Origin of the sequence: Streptomyces sp. ACA25 (assembly GCF_028200735.1) — a bacterium.
Lineage (GTDB): Bacteria > Actinomycetota > Actinomycetes > Streptomycetales > Streptomycetaceae > Streptomyces.
Genome location: NZ_JAQKPV010000004.1, coordinates 273669 through 298170 on the forward strand (window position 1 = coordinate 273669; position 24502 = coordinate 298170).

General features: G+C 73.6%; 25 protein-coding genes, 1 tRNA gene, 1 pseudogene and 1 riboswitch. Of the genes and pseudogenes, 10 read left to right on the plus strand and 17 right to left on the minus strand.

The window, feature by feature from the left end; translation table 11 throughout:
* The first annotated feature begins 40 nt into the window (after positions 1-40).
* From PJ985_RS09295 to PJ985_RS09305, 3 genes are read left to right on the plus strand one after another with little or no spacing between them, the layout of a single operon-like run.
* Entirely contained in the window at positions 41-1234 is a 1194-nt protein-coding gene (locus PJ985_RS09295) for an HpcH/HpaI aldolase/citrate lyase family protein (protein WP_271683130.1), read from the plus strand.
* Positions 1231-3813 (plus strand): phosphoribosyltransferase, encoded by a 2583-nt coding sequence (locus PJ985_RS09300; RefSeq protein ID WP_271683131.1) that lies wholly within the window; start codon positions 1231-1233, stop codon positions 3811-3813. Before PJ985_RS09295 ends, PJ985_RS09300 begins: the two co-directional genes overlap by 4 nt.
* A complete protein-coding gene (locus tag PJ985_RS09305) occupies positions 3810-4775 on the plus strand; it encodes an HAD family hydrolase (RefSeq protein ID WP_271683132.1) in 966 nt (321 codons plus the stop codon). Before PJ985_RS09300 ends, PJ985_RS09305 begins: the two co-directional genes overlap by 4 nt.
* On the opposite strand, the pseudogene PJ985_RS09310 reads toward PJ985_RS09305, so the two are convergent.
* The 4 genes and pseudogenes from PJ985_RS09310 to PJ985_RS09325 all read right to left on the minus strand — a co-directional run.
* Positions 4696-5193 (minus strand): annotated as a pseudogene (locus tag PJ985_RS09310) (DUF4383 domain-containing protein); the annotation flags it as partial. The gene PJ985_RS09305 and the pseudogene PJ985_RS09310 overlap by 80 nt on opposite strands.
* Positions 5194-5325: 132 nt before the next feature.
* Positions 5326-5541 (minus strand): FmdB family zinc ribbon protein, encoded by a 216-nt coding sequence (locus PJ985_RS09315; RefSeq protein WP_271683133.1) that lies wholly within the window; start codon positions 5539-5541, stop codon positions 5326-5328.
* A gap of 23 nt (positions 5542-5564) precedes the next feature.
* Positions 5565-6905 carry a hypothetical protein gene (locus PJ985_RS09320; RefSeq protein ID WP_271683134.1) on the minus strand — a complete coding sequence of 447 codons (1341 nt, stop codon included), beginning with the start codon at positions 6903-6905 and terminating at the stop codon, positions 5565-5567.
* An 81-nt stretch (positions 6906-6986) separates the two neighbouring features.
* A complete protein-coding gene (locus PJ985_RS09325) occupies positions 6987-7808 on the minus strand; it encodes a DUF4097 family beta strand repeat-containing protein (RefSeq protein WP_271683135.1) in 822 nt (273 codons plus the stop codon).
* A gap of 174 nt (positions 7809-7982) precedes the next feature.
* Between PJ985_RS09325 and PJ985_RS09330 the strand changes: the two genes are divergently transcribed.
* A tRNA-Val gene (locus PJ985_RS09330) sits at positions 7983-8054 on the plus strand.
* 136 nt (positions 8055-8190) lie between these two features.
* On the opposite strand, the gene PJ985_RS09335 is transcribed toward PJ985_RS09330, so the two are convergent.
* The 3 genes from PJ985_RS09335 to PJ985_RS09345 form a co-directional block, all read right to left on the minus strand.
* Positions 8191-8373, minus strand: coding sequence for a hypothetical protein (locus PJ985_RS09335; RefSeq protein ID WP_271683136.1), 183 nt, complete (start codon positions 8371-8373; stop codon positions 8191-8193).
* Between the two features lie 209 nt (positions 8374-8582).
* Complete coding sequence (locus PJ985_RS09340) at positions 8583-8870, minus strand: YiaA/YiaB family inner membrane protein (RefSeq protein WP_271683137.1); 288 nt, start codon at positions 8868-8870, stop codon at positions 8583-8585.
* A gap of 65 nt (positions 8871-8935) precedes the next feature.
* A complete protein-coding gene (locus PJ985_RS09345) occupies positions 8936-9571 on the minus strand; it encodes a DedA family protein (RefSeq protein WP_271683253.1) in 636 nt (211 codons plus the stop codon).
* Between the two features lie 241 nt (positions 9572-9812).
* Here PJ985_RS09345 and PJ985_RS09350 point away from each other — a divergent pair, with 241 nt between their 5' ends.
* Both PJ985_RS09350 and PJ985_RS09355 read left to right on the plus strand, forming a co-directional pair.
* Positions 9813-10394 carry a superoxide dismutase family protein gene (locus PJ985_RS09350; protein WP_271683138.1) on the plus strand — a complete coding sequence of 194 codons (582 nt, stop codon included), beginning with the start codon at positions 9813-9815 and terminating at the stop codon, positions 10392-10394.
* A gap of 315 nt (positions 10395-10709) precedes the next feature.
* A complete protein-coding gene (locus PJ985_RS09355) occupies positions 10710-11300 on the plus strand; it encodes a TMEM165/GDT1 family protein (RefSeq protein WP_271683139.1) in 591 nt (196 codons plus the stop codon).
* A gap of 61 nt (positions 11301-11361) precedes the next feature.
* On the opposite strand, the gene PJ985_RS09360 is transcribed toward PJ985_RS09355, so the two are convergent.
* The 3 genes from PJ985_RS09360 to PJ985_RS09370 all read right to left on the minus strand — a co-directional run bounded on the left by PJ985_RS09360 (position 11362) and on the right by PJ985_RS09370 (position 13208).
* Positions 11362-11667 (minus strand): AzlD domain-containing protein, encoded by a 306-nt coding sequence (locus tag PJ985_RS09360; RefSeq protein ID WP_271683140.1) that lies wholly within the window; start codon positions 11665-11667, stop codon positions 11362-11364.
* A complete protein-coding gene (locus PJ985_RS09365; protein ID WP_271683141.1) occupies positions 11664-12440 on the minus strand; it encodes an AzlC family ABC transporter permease in 777 nt (258 codons plus the stop codon). The genes PJ985_RS09360 and PJ985_RS09365 overlap by 4 nt, the downstream gene beginning before the upstream one ends.
* A gap of 111 nt (positions 12441-12551) precedes the next feature.
* Positions 12552-13208, minus strand: coding sequence for an HAD-IA family hydrolase (locus tag PJ985_RS09370; RefSeq protein WP_271683142.1), 657 nt, complete (start codon positions 13206-13208; stop codon positions 12552-12554).
* Positions 13209-14164: 956 nt separating this feature from the next.
* Here PJ985_RS09370 and PJ985_RS09375 point away from each other — a divergent pair.
* Positions 14165-15004 (plus strand): peptidoglycan-binding domain-containing protein, encoded by an 840-nt coding sequence (locus PJ985_RS09375; RefSeq protein ID WP_271683143.1) that lies wholly within the window; start codon positions 14165-14167, stop codon positions 15002-15004.
* Positions 15005-15084: 80 nt separating this feature from the next.
* Here PJ985_RS09375 and PJ985_RS09380 read toward each other — a convergent pair whose 3' ends face one another.
* Positions 15085-15669 carry a TetR/AcrR family transcriptional regulator gene (locus PJ985_RS09380; protein ID WP_271683144.1) on the minus strand — a complete coding sequence of 195 codons (585 nt, stop codon included), beginning with the start codon at positions 15667-15669 and terminating at the stop codon, positions 15085-15087.
* 55 nt (positions 15670-15724) lie between these two features.
* Between PJ985_RS09380 and PJ985_RS09385 the strand changes: the two genes are divergently transcribed.
* The 3 genes from PJ985_RS09385 (at position 15725) to PJ985_RS09400 (ending at position 17455) form a co-directional block, all read left to right on the plus strand.
* On the plus strand, positions 15725-16081 hold the full coding sequence (locus tag PJ985_RS09385; RefSeq protein WP_271683145.1) for an STAS domain-containing protein: 357 nt from the start codon (positions 15725-15727) through the stop codon (positions 16079-16081).
* Between the two features lie 77 nt (positions 16082-16158).
* On the plus strand, positions 16159-16590 hold the full coding sequence (locus tag PJ985_RS09390) for an ANTAR domain-containing protein (RefSeq protein ID WP_271683146.1): 432 nt from the start codon (positions 16159-16161) through the stop codon (positions 16588-16590).
* A 412-nt stretch (positions 16591-17002) separates the two neighbouring features.
* Complete coding sequence (locus PJ985_RS09400; protein WP_271683147.1) at positions 17003-17455, plus strand: phospholipase; 453 nt, start codon at positions 17003-17005, stop codon at positions 17453-17455.
* A 104-nt stretch (positions 17456-17559) separates the two neighbouring features.
* Here the strand turns inward: PJ985_RS09400 and PJ985_RS09405 are convergent, their stop codons facing one another.
* From PJ985_RS09405 to PJ985_RS09430, 6 genes are all read right to left on the minus strand, one after another.
* A complete protein-coding gene (locus PJ985_RS09405) occupies positions 17560-18396 on the minus strand; it encodes an ECF transporter S component (protein ID WP_271683255.1) in 837 nt (278 codons plus the stop codon).
* 59 nt (positions 18397-18455) lie between these two features.
* A complete protein-coding gene (locus PJ985_RS09410) occupies positions 18456-20093 on the minus strand; it encodes an ABC transporter ATP-binding protein (protein WP_271683148.1) in 1638 nt (545 codons plus the stop codon).
* The gene (locus PJ985_RS09415) at positions 20090-21256 is read right to left on the minus strand and encodes an energy-coupling factor transporter transmembrane component T (RefSeq protein ID WP_271683149.1); all 1167 of its coding nucleotides are present in this window, start codon (positions 21254-21256) and stop codon (positions 20090-20092) included. The genes PJ985_RS09410 and PJ985_RS09415 overlap by 4 nt, the downstream gene beginning before the upstream one ends.
* A complete protein-coding gene (locus PJ985_RS09420) occupies positions 21253-22023 on the minus strand; it encodes an SCO2322 family protein (RefSeq protein WP_271683150.1) in 771 nt (256 codons plus the stop codon). The genes PJ985_RS09415 and PJ985_RS09420 overlap by 4 nt, the downstream gene beginning before the upstream one ends.
* Positions 22023-23309: a prenyltransferase/squalene oxidase repeat-containing protein gene (locus PJ985_RS09425; RefSeq protein ID WP_271683151.1), complete on the minus strand. Its 1287-nt coding sequence runs from the start codon at positions 23307-23309 to the stop codon at positions 22023-22025. Before PJ985_RS09425 ends, PJ985_RS09420 begins: the two co-directional genes overlap by 1 nt.
* A 124-nt stretch (positions 23310-23433) precedes the next feature.
* Positions 23434-23562, minus strand: a riboswitch (cobalamin riboswitch).
* Positions 23563-23649: 87 nt separating this feature from the next.
* Positions 23650-24405: a class I SAM-dependent DNA methyltransferase gene (locus tag PJ985_RS09430; protein ID WP_271683152.1), complete on the minus strand. Its 756-nt coding sequence runs from the start codon at positions 24403-24405 to the stop codon at positions 23650-23652.
* Positions 24406-24502: the final 97 nt, after the last annotated feature.

Genomic DNA, 24502 nt, shown 5'->3' on the forward strand with positions numbered 1-24502 from the left:
TGCCGCCGGCCCCGCGGAACAATCGCACCAGGGGAAGCACATGCGCCACTACGGGCAGCTCACGGCAGCGGAACGGCGCTCGCTCTTCCACCAGGAGCCGGCCGAGTTCTCTCTCGACTCCGACCTGGTCACCCTGGGCACCGCCCTCGGCGCCACTCTCTACAGCCCCGCCACCCGCCCCCGGCTCGCCGCGGACATCCGCAAACAGGCCGCCCGCGGCGTGGTATCCATGGTGCTCTGCCTCGAGGACTCCATCAGCGAGGCCGAAGTCCCCGGCGCCGAGCAGAACCTGATCCGCCAGTTCGGCAGACTGCGCGGGCAGGCACCACCGGACGAGCTGCCCCTGCTGTTCATCCGGGTGCGCGACCCCCGGCAGATCACCGACCTGACCAGCCGTCTCGGCAGCCACGCGGAGCTGCTCGCCGGTTACGTCCTTCCCAAGTTCACCGCCGACACCGGACCGGCGTTCCTGGAGGCGCTCACCGCCGCCGAGGTCGGGTGCGGCCGGCGGCTGCTGGCCATGCCGGTACTGGAGTCCCCCGAGCTGCTGCACCTGGAGACCCGCGCCGAGGCGCTGGTCGCGGCGGCCCGGCTGGCCGACAAGTACCGGGAGCGAATACCCGCGGTACGTATCGGCGTCACCGACTTCTGCTCCGCCTACGGGCTGCGCCGCACCCCCGACGTGACGGCCTACGACGTGCACCTGGTCGCCTCCGTCATCGCCGATGTCGTCAACGTCTTCGGCCGGGCCGACGGGACCGGCCACGTCGTCGCCGGGCCCGTGTGGGAGTACTTCCGCCCGCAGGAGAGGATGTTCAAGCCTCAGCTGCGCCGCAGCCCGTTCAGCGGCCGGGGCGCCGAGAGCCTGCGCACCGCGCTCATCGAGCACGACATGGACGGCCTGCTGCAGGAGATCGAACTCGACCGTGCCAACGGCCTTCAGGGCAAGACCTGCATCCACCCCACCCACGTGGCACCGGTCCACGCCCTCTCCGTCGTCACGCACGAGGAGTTCAGCGACGCCGCGGACATCCTGCGCACCGGGCCGGACGGCGGTGGAGTACTGCGCTCCGCCTACACCAACAAGATGAACGAGGTGAAACCCCACCGGGCCTGGGCCGAGCGGATCACGCGCCGGGCCGCGGTCTTCGGGGTCACCCGCCCGGGCGTGGACTACGTCGACCTGTTGTCGGCGGGCCTTGCCGAGGACGTCACCGTGAGCGAGCACGCATGAACCGGAACGAGAACCCCAGCGGCCACCGAGGGCAGCAGATCCCCGTCACCGGTGGCTCCACAGCACCCCGCACGCCCGGAGGCACCCGGCCCGGAGCACCCTGGACGGGGGACTGGGTCGGGGAGCGGCTCGGCGTGCGCCTGCACGGAGCCGGGCTGCGCGAGCTGCTGGGCCTGGCCCTTCGGCGCAACGCCAAACGGGCGCAGCTCCTGGTGTCGCCCGTGCTCGGAAAGCACGTGCCGCAGCGGCCGGCGGCCGTCCGCGCCGCCGGCGACGCGCTCGGCTCCCTGGTGCGCGAGGCGCTCGGGGAGGACGCCGGACGGGCCGTGGTTCTCGGTTACGCGGAGACCGCCACCGCACTGGGCCACTGCGTGGCGGACCGGCTCGACAGCGCCCCCTACCTGCACTCCACCCGCCGGCCGGTGGCCGGGATCGGGCCGGTCGGCGGCTTCGAGGAGGAGCACAGCCACGCCACCTCCCACCTGCTGCTGCCCGCCGACCCGCAACTGCTCGCCGGGACGGGCCCCCTGGTGCTCGTCGACGATGAACTGTCCACCGGCCGCACCGTCCGCAACACCGTCGAGGCGCTGCACCGGCAGTGGCCGCGGGAGCGGTACGTCGTCGCCGCGCTCGTCGACCTGCGCACCCCGGAGGACGCCGCCGGCCTGGACAAGTGGGCGGCCGGGCTCGGAGTCCGGGCCGACGTCGTCGCCCTGGCCTCCGGTACCGTGCACCTCCCGGACGGGGTGCTGGACCGGGCCGCGGCACTGGTGACCGCCCACCAGCCCCTGGAGGACACCGACCGCCCCGCCGGGCGGTCCCGCTCCGCGGACACCGACCGCCCGGCGGCACAGCGGGTGGACCTCGGCTGGCCCGCCCGCCTCCCCGAAGGCGGCCGGCACGGCTTCACCCCCGCCCACCGGGCACGCCTGGAAGCCGCGCTGCCGGCCATGGCCGACCGGCTCGCCGCCACCCTGCCCCGCACCGCCCGGCGGATCCTCGTCCTGGGCACCGAGGAACTGATGTACACGCCGCTGCGGCTCGCCGCCGCCCTGGAGCACCGGCACGGAGAGCGGACCGAGGTGCTCTTCTCCACCACCAGCCGCTCGCCGGCGCTGCCCGTCGACGACCCCGGCTACGCGATCCGCACCGGCCTGACCTTCCCCGCCCACGACGACCCCGCCGACGGTCCCGGACCCCGCTACGCGTACAACGTCGCGGACGGCGGCTGGGACGCCGTCGTACTGGTCACCGACTCCGCCGGCGACACCCCTGCCCTGCACGCCCCCGGTGGCCTGACCGACCGGCTTGCCGCACACACCGCGCACCTGCTGCTGACCGTCCTGCCCTGCCACGTCCCGGAGCCCCGCCCGGCCACCGCACCCCGTCGCACGCTCCCGGCGACCGGCCCGCCCCACGCGCCCGTCCCGCACGGCGCCCCGCACCCGCTGCGCGGTCCGCACTTCTCCTCCTACGCCCCCGACGAGGTCGGCTGGCTCCTGCAGGACCTCTCGCACGTCACCCTGGAAGCGCCCACCGAGGAACGCGAGGAGGCCATCCAGCGCGGGGGCGCGCACTACGCCGAATCGCTGCCCGTCGAGTACCAGCCCAGCGCGGAGTACCAGCGGCTCTTCCACAGCGCGCTGGACGCCTCCGCCCCCCGGATCGCCCGCGCGGTCGCCACCGTGACCGACATGGTGCTGGCCGACCGGCACCCGGCAGGCCGGCCCCGCGGCCGGTCCGGCCCGGTCCTGGTCTCCCTCGCCCGCGCCGGCACCCCGGTGGGCGTCCTGATGCGCCGCTGGGCCCAGCACGCGCACGGGCTCGACCTGCCGCACTACGCCGTGTCCATCGTCCGGGGCCGCGGCATCGACACCGCCGCGCTGCGCTGGCTCGCCACCCACCACGACCCCGCCGACACCGTCTTCGTCGACGGGTGGACCGGGAAAGGCGCCATCGCCCGCGAACTCACCGAAGCCCTGCGCCCCGAACCCGGCTTCGACCCCTCGCTGGTGGTCCTCGCCGACCCCGGGGCCTGCGTCACCACCTACGGCACCCGGGAGGACTTCCTCATCCCCTCGGCCTGCCTCAACTCCACCGTCTCCGGGCTCGTCTCCCGCACCGTCCTCCGTGCCGACCTCGTCCGGGACGGACAGTTCCACGGGGCGAAGTACTACCGCGAACTCGCCGGAGCGGACGTCTCCGGGCACTTCCTGGACGCCGTCACCGCACACTTCCCCACCACCACACCCGACCCGCCCCCACCGCCGGGCGAGCGGACCGCCACCTGGGCGGGCCGGCAGGCCGTGGAAAGGATCAGCGAGGAGTACGGCATCGGCGACCTCAACCTCGTCAAGCCCGGCGTCGGCGAGACCACCCGGGTCCTGCTGCGCCGCGTCCCCTGGCGCGTCCTCGCACGCCGGGGCACCGGCGCCGACCTCGACCACATACGGCTGCTCGCCGCGCAGCGCGGCGTGCCCGTCGAAGAGACCGACGAGCTGCCCTACAGTTGCGTCGGCCTCATCCATCCCCGGTACACCAGGGGCGCCACCGGCGCCGACGGAAAGGCGGCCCGATGACCGCGCCCGGGCCGCCCGCGCAGCAGCCGCCGGCCGCACCGCAGCCCGCCGTGCTGGTCGGCAGCGACCTCGACCGGACCCTCATCTACTCCGCGGCAGCTCTCGCGCTCGGCATGCCCGATGCCGACGCCCCCCGGCTGCTCTGCGTCGAGGTCTACCGGGGGAAGCCGCTGTCCTACCTCACCGAGACCGCCGCCGCGCTGCTCGCCGACCTCGCGGCCCGTACCGTCTTCGTCCCCTGCACCACCCGCACCCGCGAGCAGTACCACCGGATCAGCCTGCCCGTTCCCGTTCCGGAGTACGCGATCTGCGCCAACGGTGGCCACCTCCTGGTCCGCGGTGAGACCGACCACGACTGGCACCGCGGGGTCCGCCGCACGCTGGCGGCCGACTGCGCACCGCTGCCGGAGATCCGCGACCGGATGCGGAGCACCGCAGGCTCCGACTGGCTGCTGAACGCCCGCACCGCCGAGGACCTGTTCTGCTACCTCGTGCTGGACCGCGACCGCTTCCCGGCGGAATGGGCCACCGAGCTCGCAGCCTGGGCGGAACCCCGGGGCTGGAGGGTCTCCCTGCAGGGCCGCAAGCTCTACGCGGTTCCCCGGCCGCTGACCAAGAGCGCCGCACTCGCCGAGGTGGCCCGGCGCAGCGGCGCCGGGGAGATCCTCACCGCGGGCGACTCCCTTCTCGACGCCGACCTGCTGCTCGCCGCGGACCACGGCTGGCGCCCCGGCCACGGCGAACTCGCCGCCGTCGGCTGGAGCGCACCGCACGTCACGGCCCTGCCCGGGCAGGGCGTCAGTTGTGGGGAGGAGGTACTTCGCGCGATGCTCCGCCACGCCGCCGGTTCATCAGCTCCCGCTGCTGCGCCGCCGCCTCCTCACGCATCCGCTGCTCCTCACCGGCCAGATCCGGATGCCGAGCCTGCCAGTACGGGTTGTCGTGCGGCAGGCGGGCACTGACCCGGCCGTACAGGCCGAACATCAGCAGCATCACCCCGGTCACAAAGCTGAACAGGACGTTCTGGATCTCGAAGTTCAGGATGTTCAGGCTGTCGCGTTCGAGCACCGCCAGATTGACGAAGCCGCTCAGCACGAAGGCCCCGCCGATGACGATGTTCAACGTGGACGCGAAGTTGCCGCCCTTGACCATGCCGAACAGCAGCAGCGCACCCACGGTCACCGACAGCCCGCTCAGCGCGCCGTTGGTCTGCAGACCGAGAACCGTCTCGTCCCCGGTGTCGAAGAAGTCAAGGTTCTGGGTGAACCCGAGGACCCCGAACACGATCAGGATGAGCCCCATCAGCCCGGCGCCGCTGCGGTAGACGGTGCTCAGCCGGTGGTCGGCGGGCAGGTGCTCGTCCAGGTTCGCCTGCTGCAGGAGACCGCGGACCCCGGCATCGGGAACCCGGGGCTCGCGTTCCGTCTCAGGGGGAGTGGGCACAGCGACCTCCTCACGTACGCGTACGTTCCCTGCCGCGTACCCGTGAGCCGCTGCCCTACACGGGCCGGATCACCCGCAGCAACCGCCCCCGCAGCAGCCTCCGCCGCCCCCGGCCGGGGCAGCCGCCGGAGCGGACGAGACGCCGCCGACGGCAACCGTGGACAGCAGCTTCACCGTGTCCTCATGACCCTGCGGGCAGGTCGCGGGGGCGCCCGACTGGGCCATCGGACGGTTCAGCTCGAACTGGCTGCCGCAGCTGCGGCAGCGGAACTCGTATCGCGGCATGGCAGCAGAGTAACCGGCCGCGCTCAGGAGCGGCCGCCCCGGATGTCCTCGACGACCGCGGCGACCATGCCCCGTACCGCCTGGGCCTCCATCAGGAACTGCCAGTAGTCCGGATTGCGCCCGCCGCGCTCCAGCACCCCCACGGCGCGGTCCAGCCGCTCCACCGCCGCGTCGAGCGGCTGCGCGTGCCGCGGCTCGGGGACGCTGCGCCCGGCCATCGCCAGCCGCTGGGCGTCCCGTACCGCGAAGCGCGTCCGGTCGATCTCCTTCTTCGGATCGAAGGACACCTCGTTGAGCCGCTGCAGCCGCTCGCCGGCCGCCGACACCGACTCGTCGGTCCGGCCCAGCAGGGTCTGCACCGTCGTCAGCCGGGCCGTCGCGTCCGTCCAGCGCTGCTCGTCCCGGGCCCGCTGCGCCTCGCGGAGGGTCTCCTCCGCCTGCCGGACAGACTCCGCCGCCTCCTCCGGTACCCGCTGCAGGTCCTGCCAGCAGGCCGCGCTGAACCGGCGGCGCAGCTCGCTGAGGACCGGATCCACCTGGCCGGCCCGGGTGGTGAGCGCCTGCGCCCTCGTCCGCAGGGAGGCGAGCCGGCGGTCGATCTCCCCGGCCCGCCGCGGAAGCTGCTCGGCCTCCGCCCGCAGCGCCTCCGCCCGGCGCCGCACCTCCTCCGCACGCTGCACGGTCGCCTTGACCCCGTGCCGGGCCGCACCCTGGTTCAGCCGGGTTAGCTCCGGCGCCAGGGCGGCCAGCGAGGCCGCCAGCTCGTCGGCCTGCAGCCGGGCCGCACGGACCGTGTCCAGGGCCTGGGTGGCGGCCAGCAGGGACTGCTTGGCCCGCTCCACGGCCGGGGCCACCTGGGCCAGCTGAGTCTCGGCCTGCTCCAGCAACGGGCCCAGACTGTGAGCGAACCGCTCCAGGTCCACCTTGGTGCGGAGCAGCTCGTCCCGCATCCGGCTCAGGTCGTGCCGGGCCCGGGAGGCGGCGGTGGCGTCCAGATTCCCGCTGTCCAGGTCATGGGCGTCCATCACCTGGATGTACTCGTGGCTCACCCGGTCGATGCGTTCGCCGAAGGCGGCGAAGTCCGCACCGGTTTTCGCCGCCTGCGGTGAGTCGTCGACCGCGGCGATCGTCTCGATCGAGATGCGCAGGTCGCGCTGCGCGGTGTCGAGCTCGTAGAAAGCGGCCGCCGCACCGTCCTTGGCCTCCTGGGCCTCGGCCCGCAGGTCCTCGGCCCGCCCGCGGCCCCAGCGGCGGGTACCGCCACCGGCGAACGATCCGGGAAGGCTCACCGCGAAGGCCAGCAGCACGGGCAGAGGCAGCAGCGCCCATGCCGCAAGATCCTTCACGGTGCGTGTCGCTGTCACGTGCTCCCTCTCCCCGCCGACGAGATCCCGGACGATCCGGTGCCATTGTTCCATCCGGGGGAGCGGGGGGACACGGCCGCGTCAGCCGGAGCTGCGCACCGTGATGTCCCCGTTCCTGCTGCGGGTGCTGATCCGGTGCGCGCTGCCCTCGTCCTGCGGGACGCTGACCTCCACCTTCCCGTTGTCCGTCCGGGTACTGACCCGGTAGCTGCCGTCCGGGAGCTCGATGGTGGTACGACCGTTGCGGCTGTCGGTCTCGACCAGGGACGGGGCGCGGTCCATCGTCATCCTGATGCGGCCGTTGCGGCTGTCCGCGCTGACCCGGTCGGATCCCATGCCGGTGGCGGTGATCCCGCCGTTGCGGCTGCTGAGCGAGACCGGCCCCTCGGTGCCGGCAACCTCGATGGAGCCGTTGCGGCTGCTGAGCGTCAGCGGCCCGCTGCTCCCGGCGACGTCGATGGGCCCGTTCCGGGTGGTCAGGTCGAGCCCCGCGGTGAAGCCCGAGGCGTTCAGCTGTCCGTTCCGGGCCTCGGCTCGCACTTCCACGTCCGCCGGCACCCGTACCTCGTGGCGCGCCTCGCACCGGGCGATCATGCCGCGGCAGGTGGTGTGCAGACTGAGCGTGTTCCCCTCCATGGACCAGCTGATGCCGGTGTCGCCGGTCAGCTTGCGGGCCTGAAACCAGCGGGTGACGCCGACCTCGCCGTCCAGACCGTCGTCGGGAATCAGATCGATCCGGCTGTTGCCGGAGTCGATGACCAGTTCTCCGGCGGCGAGCGGGAACGCGCGCTGCTCGCCGGAGATGTCGTGCGTCTCCTGCACACCGCACGCCGAGACGGCGCCCGTGGCGAGCAGCACGGCTCCGGCGAGCAGCAGAACGGACGGTGCGGTGCGCTTCGCCATGACCGGTGTCTCCCGTGATCGGCTCCGAGGTGTGCCGCTCACGGTAGGAGCCGCGGAGGGCCCGGCGGAATCCGGCAGCCCGCCCGGCCGGGGTGGGGCTGTCCCCCCTGGCCCCTCGTCGGGGCCGGACGGGAGCGCAGGCGGGGCGATGTAGGCTGGTGCCGGTCCTGCTCCGGGCGCATAGCTCAGCGGTAGAGCGCTTCCCTTACAAGGAAGATGTCGGCGGTTCGATCCCGTCTGCGCCCACCCTTACAACCGCACTTGCGGGCAGCTCGGACAGCTCTTGCGCCGGGCGTGCGCTGCGGGCACGGCTCGGCCGTGGGCGCAGCGCCTTTTCCGTCGACGGGGCGGCGGAGGTACGCGGTCAGCCGGCGCGGAAGGGTCAGGCTGCGGCCCGGACGTTGTTCTGGATGGCCCGCAGCCATACCGAGCGGAGCCGCTGGAGTTCCGCGCGCTCCTCCTCGCCCCAAGGCCGGGAGCCGTGGGCCTGCACATACCGGCGGATCGCCTCGTTCGCCTGTTCGGCGTCCGGGCGGGAGTCCTCGCGGTCTGGAGTGGTGGGCATACAGCAAGAGTACGGGCAGAACCGACACTCGAGGCGGTCTGCGGGCACTTGTTCGCGTGACAGTGGTCATATTCCCCGAACACAGTGTTCTTCCCGGTTTCCCGCTCTTCACTCTCTTTTTCCTCGGATGTTTCCCCGGACTGCCCGGGAGGACCCTGGCAGAGCGCCCGCGCACGCCCGGCCGTGGCCCGGCGCACGCGGCAGTGGCGCTACATCTTGACCTCGAAGGGGTCGTGTTCGGAGAGCAGCTTGTCCAGCCGGGCCTGGTCGACCCGGGTGGTGACCTGAGTGATGTCCTGCCGGTCGCGGACGCACTTGGCCAGCGTGAAGGTCGAAGAGGTCAGGAAGACCAGCCCCAGGGCGAGGTAACCGCGCTCCCAGGTGCCCAGCGGCAGCATGATGATTCCGTAGACCATCGCGACGAGGGCGATACCGAAGGCGAGGGCGGCCTGCGCGACGAAGGCGGTGGTCGGTGGTTTCTGCAGGGGAGAAGTCATGCCCGCAGCATGGCCCGGGGCCGGGCCCCGGGCATGAGTACGCACACCCATTCCCGCCTGGGTACCTACGCGGGTGCGGCGGAGGGCCGGCGGCGCAGCATCCGGGCCGCGAGGAAGCCGGTGCCGAGCAGCGCCAGGACGGAGAGTCCGGTGCTGACCCAGCCGGCACCCAGGAGCTGGCCGCCGAGATAGCCGACGCCCACGCTGTAGCCCGTCCACACCACTGCGGCCAGCGCGGACCACGGCAGGAAGTCCTTGGCCCGGCGGTGGGTGGCTCCCGCGCCCAGGCTGACGACCGCCCGCCCGGCCGGTGCGAAGCGCGCCAGCACCACGAGCCCGCCGCCGCCGCGGGCGAGCGCGGAGCCGATCCGCAGCTGGGCGGTGGACAGCCGGCGGGAGCGGGCGATGGCGCTGTCGAAGCGCCGCCCGCCCCGCAGGGCCAGCCGGTAGGCCGCGAGATCCCCGAGGATGGAGGCGGTGGTGGCGCACAGCACCAGCAGCGCGAGCTCCGGGAGGTGCGCTCCGGCGACCGGGGCGGGGAAACCGGCGGCGTCCGCCGCCGTACCGGCGGCCAGGGTGGCCGCGGCGACGACCACGACCCCGCTGGGCAGGAGCGGAACGAACACGTCCAGCAGTACGGACAGCACGACCACCAGGTAAATCCACGGGGCGTACAGCAGCACCCCCAAGGTCTCCAGCACGTGCTCCCCGTTTCCCCGGCAGTCGTTCTCCGGCCTCGCGTACGACTGGGCCACTTCGGAAAAGGTGCGGGCGCACGGCTCAGGCGTTCCGCCGTACAGCCTACGCCCGCGTACCCCGGATGGGGCATGTGGGTGCGCGGGCCGCGCATGTCTTCCGCCCGGTGGGCAGGGTGGTAGCCGGTCCCGGCCGGAGGGTACGGCCCGGGCCCACGTGTGGCCGACCTGAGGGAAGAAGGACGCGATGTGGACTGCGGCAGTGGGTACGGCGATGGCGGCGGTGCTCGCCGGGACGGGAGCCGGGGGGACGACCGCGGAGGCGGGGAGCTTCTGGCTCCGGGCCTCGGGCCAGTTCGCCCCGCCCGCCACCGTCCTCGCCCCGGCAGCGGTGACCTACGACCGGGAGCTGGTGCCCGCCGGGGCCGAGGTGGAGGTCGCGCAGCGGATCACGGACGGGGAAATGGCCATCGAGCTGTCGGTCCGCGGAGTGCTCCCGGGCCACGCGTTCGGCACCCACGTGCACACCCGCCCCTGTGGCCCGGATCCGGCGGACTCCGGCCCGCACTACCAGCACGTGGAGGGGGACGACTCCGCCTCGGCCAATCCGGAGAACGAGGTCTGGCTGGACTTCCGGGCCGACGCCCGCGGCCACGGCACCGCCGTCTCGCATCATGAGTGGACGTTCCGGGCGGGCGGCGCGGCCTCCGTGGTGCTGCACGAGCGGGAGACCTCGCACGGCGCGGACGGCCACGCACCAGGCGAGGCGGGCCCCCGGGCGGCGTGCTTCACGGTGCCGTTCGCCGGGGATCCGGCCTTGCCGCGGTGACCTGCTGACCAAAGCCTCGCTCCCGGGCCGGGCGGCACCCGTCCGGTTGCCGCCCGCCCGGCGCGCGCCGTCGCAGGAAACGTCAGCCGCCCTCCGCCCCCGCCGGGCCGTCCCGTAGGATGGCCGCCGTCTGAAGGGGAGTAGCTCTTCGCCGGACCGTCGACATACTGGCCCGCCGCGTGCGGCGGGCCCGGCGCCCGGAGCGGACGGGAACGTCCGCCAGCGAGACCTTCGGCCGCAGTGTCCTGGACGCTGCCGTGCCGGAGTGTGCGCTTCCCCGCGGTTCCTCGGCACGGCCCGACCGAGCGAGGAACCTTGATCGACTTCACCGCCGTGGCCGTGGTTTTCGGCCTGATCGTCATTGCCGAGCTGCCCGACAAGACGACCCTGGCCGGGCTGATGCTCAGCACCCGGTTCCGGCCCTCCTACGTGTTCGCGGGTGCCGCCACGGCGTTCGTGCTGCACGTGGCGCTGTCCGTGGGCGCCGGCAGTCTGCTGACGCTGCTGCCGGACCGCCTGCTCCGGGTGGTGGTGGCCGCGCTCTTCCTCACCGGCGCGGCGCTGCTGCTGTTCCGCAAGGAGGACGGGGACGGCGACGGGGACGGGCACCGGCAACCCGCCGGACAGTCCTTCTGGAAGGTGGCCGGTACCAGCTTCGGGATCATCCTGGTCGCGGAGTTCGGGGACATGTCGCAGATCATGATGGCCAACTTCACCGCCCACTACCAGGACCCGCTGTCGGTGGCGCTGGGATCGGTGGCGGCACTGTGGACGGTGGCGGCCCTCGGCATCATGGGTGGCCGGGCCCTGCTGCGGGTGGTGCCGCTGCACCTGCTCACCAGAGTCGCGGCCGGCGCGATGCTGATGATGGCCTCGCTCAACATCTACCAGGCCCTCACCGGCTGACCGGCCGCGCGGACCGCCGGTGCCCGGTGCGCACACGGGCACCGGGGCCGGGCCGGCTCGCTCAGGCGAGCAGCCGGACCAGCGCCGCGGCCCCGGCGGCGAGGCCGACGACGGCCAGGAAGGGGGCGCGCAGCAGGACGGCGACGACGGCCACCCCGACGCCCACCACGCGGGCGTCCAGCGTCAGCTGCTGCCCGGTGGCGAAGGTCTGCGTGACGACCAGCGCCGCCAGCAGGGCGACCGGCAGCAGCGCCGCGACTTTCCGGACCCGCGGGTCCTGCAGTACCCGGTCGGGCACCGACAGCCCCGCCAGCTTGAGGGCGTAGCAGACCAGGGCTGCCAGGAGGAGGGCGGACCACAGCATCACCGGTCCTCCTCCGCCGCTGCGCCGTGCGGGTGCCCGCCGGCCTGCCGGCCCGAAGGCCGCCGCTCTCCGCGCACGCTCCAGGCCGCCAGGCCCGTCACGGCCAGGGCGGCCAGCAGCACCGGCACCCCGGCCGGCGTGACCGGCAGGAGAACCAGTGCGACCCCGGCTCCCAGCACCGCGGCCCGCCATGCCTCCCCGGAGCGCAGCCGCGGGGCCATCAGCGCGACAAAGGCGGCCGGCGCGACCACGTCGAGCCCGAACACGGCCGGGTCGGACAGCAGGTGGGCACCGAGCGCGCCGAGCAGGGTGGCGAGGTTCCAGCAGGCGAAGACCGCGAGGCCCGCGGTCCAGAAGCCCAGCCGGGACAGCGGACGGGAGGCAGCGTTGAGCGACATGGCGGCGCTCTCGTCGATCACCAGGTGGGCGCCGCCGAGCCGCTTCACCCCCCGGACGCGCAGCAGCGGGGACAGGTGCAGCCCGTAGAGAGCGTTACGGGTGCCGAGCAGGGCGGCGGTCGCGGCGCCGGCCAGCGGTGCGCCGCCCGCGGCGACGACTCCGACGAAGGCGAACTGCGAGGCGCCGGTGAACATCAGGAGGGACAGGGCGCAGGTCTGGCTGAGCGAGAGTCCCGCGCTGGTGGCCAGCGCGCCGAAGGACAGCCCGTAGGTGCCGGTCGCGACACCGATGCCGAGCGCGTCACGCACGACCTTGCTCCGCGCGCCGTCCCGGGCCGCCGTTCCGGGCCCGATGTCTGATATCCGGCGTTTCCGCATGGCGCACAAGGTATCAAGGGGGCGGCGCGCGTCCGGACGAAGGCCCTGCTCGCAGCGGGTCTTCCTGGTCTCGCCGGTCGTGTGCGGGGCCCGCGGTACGGGCCGCGCCCGTCAGCCGCCGAGGTGCAGCCGGAAACCGCCGTCGGCGAGCGGCTCGACGCCGATGCCCTCCAGGTGCGGGACGGCCACGTCCGGGTCCAGGGCGGCGGCCCGGGGCCCGACACCGATGACCCGCATGCCCGCGGCCCGTGCGGCCGCGATGCCGGCCCGGGAGTCCTCGAGGGCGAGGCAGTCGGCGGGGTCGGCGCCCAGCTCGGCCGCGCCCTTGAGGAAGCCTTCCGGGTCGGGCTTGCTCGCACTGACCGACTCCGCGGTGATACGGATGCCGGGCATCCGCAGACCGGCGGCGGCCATCCGGGCCGCGGCCAGCGCGCGGTCGGCCGAGGTGACCAGTGCGTGCGGCAGGTTCTCGACGGCCGCCAGGAAGGGTGCCGCGCCGGGGATGGCGACGACGCCGTCCAGGTCAGCGGTCTCCTGGGCGAGGAGGCGCCGGTTCTCGGCGTGGTTGACCTCCGCCGGCCGGTCCGGCAGCAGGGCCGCCATGGTGGCGTGGCCCTGCCGTCCGTGCACGACCTTCAGCACCTCGTCGCCGTCCAGCCCGTGCCCGGCCGCCCAGCCCCGCCAGACCCTCTCCACCACCGCGTCGGAGTTGACCAGGGTGCCGTCCATGTCCAGCAGCAGCGCGCGGGCGGTCAGGTGGACGGGCATGGGGCGGGCTCCAGACGAGGTGGTGGTAGCAGAGCGGCCCCGCCCGCAACGGTCGGGGAGCGGGCGGAACCACTTTGTTCTTGAAGAGTACAAAATGACGATCGAGGGCGCCAGGCCGGGGCCGGACGGGCAGCGGCCCGGCTCGCGCACGGCCCGCACCCGGTTCGCTCGCTGGATCGGGCGGAGCTCACGAGGTGCGAAACACGGAGAGACCAGTTCGCGTCCTCCGCTTCGGCCGGCCGAAGCGGAGGGGATAGGCTGCGGGGCATGAGCGGCGCCTTCGGCCACCCAGTGCCCTCCGCCTGCCCCTTGACAGGGGAAGGCGGATGAATCGGGAGGGCGAGGACCAGCTCCTGTAGCTCAGTGGACAGAGCGGCTGAAAAACGTTGACGGCGTCATGGCGAGATGGTTGCGGATGCACCGGGACCGGGCCCTGGTCGGTCAAAAGCCCCAGGGTTGGGGAACCTCAACGAGGGACTGCCTGCAGTCCCGAACCCCCGGCAGGGAAGCGCGTTTTCCACGCTCGCCTACTCGGCGCGGGTTCGAATCCCGTCAGGAGCACTGGTGAGGTGCCGGTATCCGGGAGGGCCCTGGACCCAGTCGTGGATCCAGGGCCCCTCTCGTGAGCGGCGGCGGGTCGGGTGGGGCTGTCGCCGGCGCGGTGGCCGGTCGGCAATGAGGCTCAGGTCGCGCGGGTCTTCGCCGGTGCGACTCCGGACACCGCGGCCTCCTTGTCCGTCGTCCCGAGGAGGGCGTACTGACGCCGACCCCCCCGGTACGCCCGGACCTGCGAAGCCCCGGCTTGTCGGACAAGAGCAGGGCGCCCCTCGAACGGGTGCGGCATAATCGAGCCAATGAGCCATCAAGCCTGAGGGGAGGGCGCGGTGATGGAGGGGACAGCCTGTGTGGTGTGCGGTCGGCCTGTCAGGCCCGACGGCGAGCCGGGCTGCGACTGCGTGACGCACTCGCTGTCCAAGCCGGTGTTGCCCTCCGAGCAGGGCCCCGACCCTGCTGACGTGGCGCTCTTCCCGATCGGCGGCCCCGGCGTCGGGCCGGACCACCCGGAGTTCAACCGCCCCCGTCGCTCTCATCGTCGGCCTCCGAGGCGGGGCCGTGCGGCCCTGCTCGCGGGTGCGTCGATGGCGGCCGTGGTCGGCAGCACGGCCCTCGCCGCGACGCTGATCGGCAGCGGGACGCGTCCCGACGATGCGCGGCTGGACGAGGTGAACCGCCCCACCATGGCGCTCCCGGACGGCAGCCGGGCGCTGGAGCCGGCGCCGGTGGATTCCGAGAAGCCCGAGAAGTCCGAAGGCTCCGGCTCCGCGAGCCCGGACGGTGAGGCGACAAGCCCGCCCAGCGGCCCCCCGCCCGGCAGCACCGAGCCGGCGGACCCCGCGGAGACCGAAACCGACGCGTCCGGCGGGCCTGCGTCACCCGAGACGCCGAGCCCGCCACCGGAGCGCTCCGGCAACCCACCGCCGCCCCGGACCGCACCGCCGCCCGAGACCCCGGACCCCGACCCGGACCCCGGCGGTCCCGATGAGGGCGAGGACGCGGCTCCGCGGGTGCTCAGGGAGGGGGACGAGGGCCCGGACGTGGCGGAGTTGCAGTACCGGCTGCGGCAGCCCTGGGGCATCTACGACGGTGGCATCACCGGCCATTACGACCGGAAGACCCGGCAGGCTGTCGCCAAGTTCCAGCGCTGGTACGGGGTCCAGGGGGAACTGCACGGCGTGTACGGCTTCCTGACCCGCGACCGCCTGGAGGAGCACACCGCCGCCCTGACCGGCCGTTAGCCGCCGGCCCCCGTGGGGCTGCCGCGAACTCGGCGGAGCCGTTGTGAGGGTGCGCAGCCCCAGGTCCGCCCTCCGGCGGCTCAGCGGTGCTGTTCGATGAGGCAGCGAGCCATCGCCTGGGCCCGGAGGGCGGCATGGGTGTCGCCCTCCGAAGCGGAGATGATCGAGCCCTTCATCAGGATGTGCCAGGAGCGGGCGAAGGACTCGGTGTCCCGGAGCCCGGCCTCGTCGGCCAGTTCCTGCACGACGGCCCTGATGTTCGCCAGATACTGGATGCTGGCCCGGCCCAGGGGATGCTCCGCCCGCATCTCCACCAGTACGTTGATGAACGCGCAGGCATCGAACTCGTCCCCGCGGAACCAGCCGTCGAACACATCGAAGATCGCGAGAAGTTGCTCCTCCGGGTCTGCTCCCCGTCTTCTCGCCTCGGCCTCGACGAATCCCCGGGTCCAGTTCTGCTCGCGCAACCGGAGGAACGCGAGGACCAGGTCGTTCTTGGAGGGGAAGTGGCGGTAGAGCGTTGCCTTGGCCACGTCTGCCTGACGGATCACCTCGTCCACCCCGACATCTCTGACCCCGCGCCGGGAGAAAAGCTCGTACGCGGTGGTAAGTATGCGTTCACGCGGGTCAAGACGGGTTTCAGGAGAGACGCGCTCACTGGTCATCGTGCGCCCCAGCATAGGGTGGACAGACTGGTCGGTCTCCCCCATGATGAGGAAGATGCACTCGAAGACAGATCTGTCTGCCTCGGTCTGCATGGACGCACTGCAGGTCCGTACTTCCCTGCGAGGCAGCACCGCGGTGATCGCTGTCCGAGGCGAGATCGACTACGGTTCCGCCCCCGTCCTGGACCAGGCGCTGGAGGGACTCCCGACGGGAGCCGACAGCGTGCTGCTGGATATGGCAGGAGTCACGTTCATGGACGTCGCCGGCCTGCATTTCCTGCAGCGCCTGAACGCGTTCGGCCGCCGCCACAGGGTCCCCGTGGAGACCCTCAACTGGGGCCGGCAGCCGCGCCGAGTGCTGGAAGCAGCGGCCCGTACCTTCACCCGGGCACCCGAGGCAAGCCTCAAATGATCAGACCCAACCCGGCCGCCTCCTCGCGGCCCGTCACTCCCCGGCCCTCCGCCCCCGGATCCCCGGAGGGCCTGAACGTGTCTCTCTCCGTCGCCGCGGCACAGGCCGCGGAGATGCAGCGCCTCCAGGAGGAGAACCGCCGCCTCCGGAAGGCCAACGCCAGCCGTCCGGTGATCGACCAGGCCCGCGGTGTGCTCATGGCCACCACGGGATGCACGAGCGACCAGGCCTGGGACATTCTCTGCTGCGCCGCCTCGCACAATCCCGCCGTCCGCTTGCGGGACATCGCCGACAGCGTGGTTGCCGGTCTGGACGAGTCCCCGCCCGCCGGTCCGGTCCGCGCCGCACTGCGCCAGGCGCTTCTGCGTCACCGGGTCCGGCGCGAGGCCGGGGTCCTGGGCGAGAAGCGGGTGGCCATGGTCCGGCAGCCGGAGGGCCCCGACACCGGCACCTGCTGCGAGGACCTGCCCTGCACTTGCCTGACTCCGGGTGAGGTCTCGACGGTCTAGCCCTGGCCGGGCCCGCGCCCCGGGCCCGCCGGCGGACGTGCATCGGGCGCTTTTCCACGTCGCGGAGGCCCTTACGCACGGGGAAACGCGCCTGATGCGCCACGAATCGGGGGAAGGGCGGCTACAGGGCTCCGCCTTTGACGGCGGACCGGCAGGGACCCCAGCCGGCTGCCGGAATCACCGACGCAGGCCCCTCCGGCGCCTTGCTGTCACGAACAGGCACGAGGCCGGCGATGCCGTCCGCGACCTCCGGTCCGCACCGGAACTCCGCCCCGCGCGCCTTCGTGCGGATACACGTGGTGCTCTTGCAGCAAGCTGCTGCATGATGCCGGTCAACTGACCTGATAATCAGGGTAGTTACCCGTCCGTAGCGGTGGTCCGCCCCAGGGGCCGCCCGGACCGGAGGTAACGCATGCGTCGCCGACTCAGCACCACCGTGGCCGCTCTGGCCACCACCCTGCTCGCGCTCGTAGCCATCGCCGCGCCGGCGACAGCCGCGCCGGCCGACAAAGCGCAGGTGCTCTCCAGCTGGACGCAGACGAGTGCTGCCAGCTACAACAGCTGGGCCGCCGCCAACAGCAACAAGGGGGCCTGGTCCGCGTACGGCTTCGACTGGTCCACCGACTACTGCTCCTGGTCGCCGGACAATCCGCTCGGGTTCCCCTTCAGCCAGTCCTGTGCCCGTCACGACTTCGGCTACCGCAACTACAAGGCCGCCGGACAGTTCAGTGCGAACAAGGCCCGGCTGGACAGTGCCTTCTACGAGGACCTGAAGCGGGTCTGCAACCGGTACACCGGTGCCACCAGGACCACTTGCAATGGCACGGCGTGGACCTACTATCAAGCTGTCCGTGCCTTCGGCTGATCCGTCGGCCCACTGACTCCGCGTCCGCCGTCCCCCTCCACGGGCGGCGGACGCGGTCCTGTGCCCTGCGGGTGCCGCGCCTCGTGGCGGCGGACCGGTGGCCGTCAGGAGGTGGTGCCGGTGAAGCGGGCCGGGGCGTCGAAGGCTGCGCGGCGGGTGGCGCGGCGCAGCGCCCGCAGGACCGTGCCGCCCAGGGTGAGCGTCAGTACGACGGTCAGCAGGGCGCGGGGGATGTCCCAGCCCAGCGAGGTCGTGAGGACGTAGGTCAGGTAGCGGCCCAGGTTCTCGGCCAGTGGGTCGCCGGGGACGAAGGAGATGCCGGTGCTGAGGCCCGCGATGTAGGGCCAGCCCTGGAGGTTCATCAGCAGCCCGTAGAGCAGGGAGGCGATCGCGCCGTAGCCGGCGAGCATCAGGAGTTCGCCGCGGCCGCGCAGCCGGTGCGGGGCGGGGAGCAGGCCGGCCCCCATGGTGAACCAGCCCAGGCACAGCATCTGGAACGGCATCCACGGCCCGACGCCGCCGGTCAGCAGGGCGGAGGCGAACATGGCGACCGCCCCGAGGACGAAGCCGAAGCCGGGGCCCAGCACCCGGCCCGACAGCACCATGAGGAAGAACATCGGCTGCAGGCCCGCAGTGCCCGCGCCGAGCGGACGCAGTGCGGCACCGGCAGCGGCCAGCACGCCGAGCATCGCGACGGCCTTGGCGTCCAGACCGGTATCGGCGATGGTGGCGACGACGACCCCGAGCAGCAGCGGCAGCAGCAGGGCGAAGAGCCAGGGCGCGTCGGTGGAGTGGGCGAGGCCGGAGGCGGAGTCGGCGAGCAGCGGCCAGCCGAAGGCGGCGAGACCGGTGGCGGAGACGAGAACGAGTGCGAGAGCGGACCGGGGGCCGAGGCGGACGGCCCGGACCTGCCGGCCGGCTGCGGCCGGGGCCTGGCCCACGGGTTGCTGGTGGGCGGGCCCGGGGTCCGGCGCGGGTGACGGCCCGGGGGCGGCGGGGTTCACGGGGCCTCCTCCGGTTGCTCCAGCGCCTTCCTGACCTGCGGGACGGTGAGCCAGTGCTGGGGGGCGAGGATCTTGGCGACCTGTGGGGCGAAGGACGGGGAGGAGACCACGACGTCGGGGGTGGGCCCGTCGGCGACGGTCTCGCCGTCCGCCAGCACGATCACACGATGGGCGAGCTCGGCGGCCAGTTCCACGTCGTGGGTGGCCAGCACGATGGCGTGTCCGTCGGCCGCGAGCGCACGCAGGATGCCGACCAGCCGGGCCTTGGCCGCGTAGTCCAGGCCGCGGGTCGGTTCGTCCAGCAGCAGCAGAGGCGGGGCGGCGGTGAGGACGACGGCCAGGGCAAGGGCAAGGCGTTGCCCCTCGGACAGGTCGCGCGGGTGGGTGGTGTCGGGGACGTCCGGGAGGAGTCCCGTCACCAGGGCCCGGCAGCTGCCGGGCGCGGCGCCGGCGTCCGCGTCGGCGGCCGTGCACTCGGCGGCGACGGTGTCGGCGTACAGCAGGTCGCGCGGGTCCTGCGGCACCAGGCCGACGTGCCGCAGCAGTTCCGCGGGCTTGGTGCGGTGCGGGGTGACGGCGCCGGTGCCGGGCCCGCCGAGCCGGACGCTGCCGCCTGCCGGTTCGTGCATGCCGACCAGGGTGCGCAGCAGGGTGGACTTCCCGGCCCCGTTGCGGCCCATCAGGGCGATGGTCTCGCCGGGCCGTACCGACAGCCGCAGCCGGCGCAGGACTTCGGTGCGCCCGCGCCGCACGGAGAGGTCGCGCAGTTCCAGGAGCGGGGGCTCGGGGGGCAGCGCGGGCGGTGCGGGGGGTTGCCGTCCGGCGAGCTGTTCGCGCAGACCGGCGGCCTTGCGGCGGGCGTCGCGGACGGACAGCGGCAGCGGTGCCCAGCCGGCCGCCCGGCCCAGTGCGACGACCGGGGGGTGCACGGGGGAGTGGGCCATCATCTCGGCCGGTGATCCGAGCACGGGGGCGGCGCCGGGGGCGGGCAGCAGGAGGACCTGGTCGGCGTACTGGACGACACGCTCCAGCCGGTGCTCGGCCATCAGCACGGTGGTGCCCAGGTCGTGGACGAGGCGCTGGAGGACGGCGAGAACCTCCTCGGCGGCTGCCGGGTCCAGGGCGGACGTCGGTTCGTCGAGCACCAGGACCCGGGGGTGGGGGGTGAGGACGGAGCCGATGGCGACCCGCTGCTGCTGGCCGCCGGACAGGGTGGCGATCGGGCGGTCGCGCAGCTCGGCGAGGCCGAGCAGGTCCAGAGTTTCCTCGACCCGGCGGCGCATGGTGTCGGTGGGCAGCCCGAGCGACTCCATCCCGTAGGCGAGTTCGTCCTCGACGGTGTCGGTGACGAAGTGGGCCAGCGGGTCCTGGCCGACGGTGCCCACGAGGTCGGACAGTTCGCGCGGCCGGTGGGTGCGGGTGTCCCGTCCTCCGACGGTGACGCGGCCCGCCAGAGTTCCGCCGGTGAAGTGCGGGACGAGCCCGGAGACGGTGCCCAGGAGGGTGGACTTGCCCACCCCGGAAGGGCCGACGAGCAGTGCGAGTTCCCCCTCGGGGATGACCAGGTGCACGTCCTGGATCGCGGGGGCGGGCGCGTCCTCGTAGGTGACGCGGACGTGGTCGAAGCGGATCACCGGTACGGCTCCTGGGTGCTGCGGGCAGTGCGGGCAGTGCGGGCAGTGCGGTCGGGGTGGGCCGGGCGGGGGGCGACGGCCGCGGGAAGCAGGCCGAGCAGGACGGCCGCCGCGGGCCACAGCGGGAAACCGGGAACAGCGAGCGGTACGACGGACGGGTGCAGGGCGGCCGGGTCCGCCGAGCCCGCGTGCATCAGGAGGGCGGCGGCCGCGAGGCCGGACCCGGACACCAGCCAGGCCCGGGCGCCCCACCGGTCGGGCCGGTAGCGGCTGCGGACGCTGCGCCGGCCGCCGAGCCACAGCCCGCCCAGCGCGGCGGCCAGCCCGAGCAGCAGGACCGGCAGCCCGAGGGCGGCTCCTTCCGCGGCGAGCAGACCGTACGTACCGGCGCACACACCGGTCAGTCCGCCCAGGGTCAGGGCGGAGGTGGTGTGCCGGACGGCCCTGGGTACCTGGGCGCTGCGGCCGTACCCGCGGGCGTCCATGGCGGCGGCCAGGGCCACGGAACGTTCCAGCGCCCCCTCCAGGACCGGGAGGGCGACCTGGAGCAGCGAGCGGACGCCCTTGTCGGAGCGGCCCCGCAGCCGCCGGGCGGCGCGCAGCCGCAGCAGGTCGGCGATGAGGTTCGGGGCGAACGTCAGGGCGACGACGACGGCCACGCCCACCTCGTACAGGGCGCCGGGCAGGGACTTGAGCAGCCGGGCGGGGTTGGCCAGCGCATTGGCGGCGCCGATGCAGATGAGCAGGGTGGCCAGCTTCAGTCCGTCGTAGAAGGCGAACAGCATCCCTTCGGCGGTCACCCGGCCACCGAGCCGGACGCCCTGCGACCAATCGGGCAGCGGCACTTCCGGCAGTGTGAACAGGACATGGGTGCCGCCGATCGGGGAGCCCAGCAGGAGGGCGAAGAGCAGTCGGATCACGACCACCACCGCGCCGAGCGCCAGGAAAAAACCGAAGGCGCGGGCCCAGGGCGCATCGGTGCGCCGGGCGGCCACCACGTACCCGGCGACCGTGATGATCAGGGCGAGCAGCAGCGGGTTGGTGGTGCGGGAAGCGGCGGCGGCCATCCCGAGGGCCCAGAGCCACCACGCGCCGGCGTGCAGCGCGGTGCTCCGGGTCGCCTCCGGGGCGCGCAGCCGGCCGGCGGGCAGGGTGGTGCTCATGGCCGGCGCTGCCGCGCCTTCCACAGCGCGGCTCCGGCCAGCACCGCCACCACGGTGACGCCGGCGAGCACGGCGACGGTGCTGCCGTCGTCGGAGCCGCCGGGGTCAGCGGAGCCGTTCTCGTCCTGCCTGCCGGTGTCCGCGGCACCGTTCTCCGGTGCGTCGTCCGCTGTGTCCTCCGCCCCGTCCTGAGGAAGGGCGATCTGCTCGCCGCAGCCCTGGGACGGGTAGCCGGCGATGGCGCACAGCAGGGCGTCGGAGTTGTACCGCAGGGGCGGAGCGGACGCGGCCAGGGCCTCCCCGGCGGTGGAGCCGTCCGCGACCTGCGCGCAGGTGGTCCGCGGCTCCGGCTGCGGGGGCCGCTCCTCTCCGGGGGCGTGCTCGGGCACACCGAAGTCGACGACCAGGGCGACTCTCCGGCTCTCCGGCTCCTCGGGGGTGTCCCCGCAGACCGCCGCGAAGTCCGGGGCGGCGCGGGGACGGTGGGCGTCCGAGGAGTTCACGCTGACGGCGAAGCGGAAACCGAGGACGTCCCCGTCGGCGGGGCGCAGCGTGCCCGGTCCCTGGGTGGCGTACTCCCACTCGCCGTCTGCGCCCGCCTGCCAGAACGACCAGTAGCGGTAGCCCGTGCCGTCGGCCTGCGCGGGCGCGGAGCCGAGCAGGAGGGCCGCCACGGCTGTGCCGAGCGCGGCGAGAACCCGTCGCGGGAGGCGGCGGGACGGCCGGCGGCCGGTGTGTGCCTGCCGGCCTCGGGTACCGCCCGGCATCAGCTGGTCTTCCGCCGCTTGACCATGCTGACCAGCAGGCCCGCGCCCACGCCGGCCAGTACACCGACCACGAGCACCCACAGCAGCCAGCCGGTGGAACCGGAGTCCTCGGAACTCTCGGAGTCCGCCGGGTCCCCGGCCTCGTCGGAGGCTTCGCCCTCGCCGCTGTCGCCGATGGTCTGCGGGGCCGGGCCGAGAGCGTTCAGGGTGCTCACCAGGTCGCTGCCGCCGAAGTCCGACGGGTCCTCGCCGCCCGCGTGGGCGGCCAGCACCAGCAGGCCGACACCCGCCGGGCTGTCCTGGTGGCCGTCCCACTCGGTGTGGTGGTCCGCCAGCCACTGCAGCGGTCCGGCCGCCGCCTCGCGGTGGCCGCCGGCCGCCAGGGCCAGGACGGCCTTGGCGGTTCCGCTGTAGTCCGGCTGGTCGTCGGCGCCGGCGAGCGCCGATGTCAGGTGGCCGCCGTTGCGCTCGAGAGCCCCGGTCAGGTAGGCGGCCCCCGCCTCCGCGGACTGGGCGCCGGTGGGCTCCTCGCCGTCGGACTCCGCACAGTTCAGCGGGGCCGGTACCGGTTCGTCGCCGGCGCGGTCCGGGTCGACCACCAGCCCGCTGCCGTAGGAGGCCAGCACCGCGTCGACGGACGCGGTGTCGTTGGCGAACAGTTCCCCGTCGCCCTCGGGCTGCCAGGCGTACGCGCCCCGCTCCTGCTCCTCGGCCTCGCAGCCCAGCTGCAGCGAGGTCAGCGCGTCGTAGGGGGAGGCTCCGCCCTGCTCGGTGTCGGCAGGGTCCTCGCCGACGGCGGCCAGCGCGCCGGCCACGAGCGCGGTGGAGTTGGTGTCCGAGGTGTCGCCCGGCAGGTAGGGCCAGCCACCGTCGTCGTTCTGCTGGGACTTCAGCCAGTCCACCGAGGTCTGCACGGCCTGGTCGTGGCCGCCGAGCGCGGTCAGCGCCTGCACGGCGACCGCGGTGGCGTTCGTGTCCGCGAGGACTTCCTCGCCGCAGGGGGCGTCCGCGCCCGTACCGGCCCGGTAGGCGGCGAACCCGCCGTGCTCGCAGCTCTGCCCGGCCAGCCACGTCACGGCCTCGTCCGCCGGGACGACGCCCGCGGTGTGCTGGGCGAGCAGCGCGACGGACTGCCGCCACACCCCGTCGTACTCCGGGTCGCCGTCGCCGAACAGGGCGGCCGGCGGTTCGCCGCCGTCGGCCAGGGCACCGGACGCGGCGGTGAGGCCGGCCAGGCACAGGACGGCGGCGCCGCCCAGAGCGGTCGCGCTGCGGCGCAGGTTCATGCGGGTACTGCCTTTCGCTGGGCGGTCGGCCGTGCACGGCTGACCGCCCCGGCGCGGAAGGGCGCGGGGCGGCACCGGGCTCAACTCCGCTTACCTCGACGGTGCCGGTCACAGGACCGGGAGCCAGTGCGGGTCCGCCGCACCAGGTGTTCCGGCTCACCGCCCCTCCCCGGGGCGGTTCACGGCTGCGGGTCAGCGCCGGTTTCCCACCGGCTTCCCCTGGGCGTGGACGAGTACTGCGGGCCCCACTGTAGAGGGAGGGGCCCGGCGCCGGGGCACCGGAGTCGGGAACGGCTTGAGCTGCTCCGTGTTCCGGTACCCGGGCGGGGGACCGGCAGGATCAGGGAATGCGGCCGGTGATGAACGCGAAGCGGTCGTCGAACTCCAGCGTCGGGCCGGGGTGATGCTCCGCGATCCACTGCAGGCCGGCGGTCAGCTCCGCCTCCGTGAAGGAGGACAGCACCGACATCCAGCGGCCCTCGACCAGCTTCATCCACAGCCCGCGGTCGATGCGCACCGGGAAGGCCGCGAACTCGGTGGCGGTCCGCAGCCCGGCCGCGCGCAGTGCTTCCTCGACCTGCCGCGGTTCGGGATGCCCCGCGGCGAAGCGGTCCAGCGCCTCCGGGAACAGCGGGTAGCCGATCCTCGGCGGCAGCGTGACGACCAGGATCTGCCCGCCGGGTGCCAGCAGCCCGGCCAGCCCCGCCATGGTGCTCTCCAGTGCGGTGAAGTGGTGCACCGCCTCTTTGATGATGATGCCGTCGAAGGTGCTCCAGGGCAGCTCCACCCCTCCTCCGGCGAGCTCCTCCGCCGTGGCCCGTACCGGGACCAGCCGGGGGTCGGACGGCAGCCGGTCGAGCATTGCCCGGGACGGGTCGACGCAGACGATCGGACGGCCGGGGGCCGCGTGCCGCATGAGCCGGCGCAGGAACAGGCCGGTGCCCGCACCGATGTCGGCCAGCCGGCGCTCGTCGCTCAGGCTGAGCCGGGAATGGATCTGCTCCTCCATCCAGTCGAGATAGTCGGGCCGGTGAGCCCAGGTGGAGTCGTAGGTCTCCGCGAGGTGCGTGTAGTGGTCTTCCACATGCTCGTCCACTCGGGGTGATCCCTTCGGGCGCCCGGTTGCCTGGCCGGTGCGCCGGTCAGCGGTTCTCCTGATCGAGGTCCGCAAGCTTCTACCCGTCCACCTGCCC